Origin of the sequence: Streptomyces boncukensis (assembly GCF_011045075.1) — a bacterium.
Lineage (GTDB): Bacteria > Actinomycetota > Actinomycetes > Streptomycetales > Streptomycetaceae > Streptomyces > Streptomyces boncukensis.
The window spans coordinates 1-1,554 of sequence record NZ_JAAKZZ010000928.1 but is presented as its reverse complement, the minus strand read 5'-3'; the positions used below and the strand labels follow the sequence as shown (position 1 = coordinate 1,554).

2 protein-coding genes are annotated in these 1,554 nt (G+C 75.7%); one reads left to right on the top strand and one right to left on the bottom strand.

The annotated features are described in order from the left end of the window. The first annotated feature begins 181 nt into the window (after positions 1–181). On the top strand, positions 182–916 hold the full coding sequence (locus G5C65_RS40610; protein ID WP_165303426.1) for a S1 family peptidase: 735 nt from the start codon (positions 182–184) through the stop codon (positions 914–916). 46 nt (positions 917–962) lie between these two features. Here the strand turns inward: G5C65_RS40610 and G5C65_RS37050 are convergent. Then, a partial coding sequence (locus G5C65_RS37050) for a phosphotransferase (RefSeq protein WP_165303425.1) occupies positions 963–1,554 on the bottom strand: 592 nt, incomplete at its 5' end.

Sequence of the window (1,554 nt, the reverse complement as noted above, 5' to 3'; positions counted from 1 at the left end):
GCTCTACGGCGAGCGGGGCTTCGGGCTGACCGCCTTCGCCCGCCGGGCCCGCGCCCTCCGGCGGGCATTCCGCGCGGGAGCAGTGGGCGCTGAGGGGAAGGGCTCTCCTGGGGGCTGGCGGCCCAGGGCGGCCGCTGGGATGCTGGGGTGCGGACGGGTCCCGCCGTGCCGAGGAGGCATCGTGAATCGTCGCCGATCCGCCAAGAACCGCCGGAGGACTCGGTTACCGAGGCTGCCGGGGCCGGTGGCCGCGCTGGTGGCCGCGCTGAGCGCGGCCCTCGCCCTGGCCGGGCCGGCGCAGGCGTCCCCGGCCCCGCCGGATGCGGAGCCCGAGGCCGTCATCCGCGGCGGCGATCCCATCTATCCCCAGGGGAACGGCCAGTTTCGCTGCTCGGCCGGGTTCAACGCCAGCCGGGGCGACCAGGGCTACCTGATCACCGGCGGCTCCTGCGCCCTCGGAGAGCGCGTCTGGTACGCGGACCCGGACCGCACCATCCCCATCGGCGTGAGTGAGGGGAGCATCGGCCCCTCCGGCTACGGGGTGATCCGCTACACCAACCCGGACGTGGCGCACCCCAGCGAGGTCGGTCTGGACGACGGCCGGAGCATCACGATCACCGGCGCCGTGCCGCCCGAGACCACCATGGAGATCTGCCGCATGGGCAGCGCGACGCGCATGCACTGCGGGGTCATCTCGGCGATCGACCAGACCGTGAACACCTCGCAAGGCGTGTTCACCGGGCTGTTCCGCTCCACTGTCTGCGGTGAACCCGGTGACTCGGGCGGTCCGGCCTTCGCCGGGAACAAGGCGGTGGGCGTGCTGTTCGGCGGCAGCGGCAGCTGCTCCACCGGCGGCACGACATGGCACTCGCCGGTCATGGACGCCCTGTGGGAGCACGGCCTCACGATCCCCTGACGAGGCGGACGCCCGGCTCCGCGTACCCGGGCTGCGGCCGGGGCGTTCAGCGGGCCGTCGCGATGAGGCGGCGCAGCGCGGCGTGAGCGGGCGGGCCCCAGGTGGGCTTGCCGCCGGGGCGGCCGTGGTCCCCGGCGTCGCCGATGAGGATGCAGGCGAGGGCGCGCAGCACCGCCCAGCCGCGGGCGCGCCGCAACGTCGCGGCGTCCGGGGCCGGATGGTAGGCCCGGTGGAAGCGTGCGGCGGCGCCGTCCGGCAGCAGGATCCAGGGGGCGGCGAGGTCGCAGGCCGGATCGCCCGCGAAGAGGTCGCCGAAGTCGACCACGCCGCAGAAGGTGCCGTCCGCGGTGAGCACGTTGGCCGGGTGAAGGTCGCCGTGGAGCCACAGCGCGGGGCCCGTCCAGTCGGGCGCGGCGGCGGCGTCTTCCCAGACGGCGCGGACGGCGTCCGGGTCGGGGATCAGCCCCAGTTCGGTGGCCGAGGCGAGCTGCTGGGCGAACCCCTCGGCGTAACCGGCCAGCGGCCCCCCGCGGTCACGGCCGGCCGGCGCCGCGTCGGGCGCCGGCCGGTGAAGAGCCGTCAGAAACGCGGCCAGGGTGTCGGCCGCTTCCGCGGCGCGGGTGGCGGGCTGTCTCTTA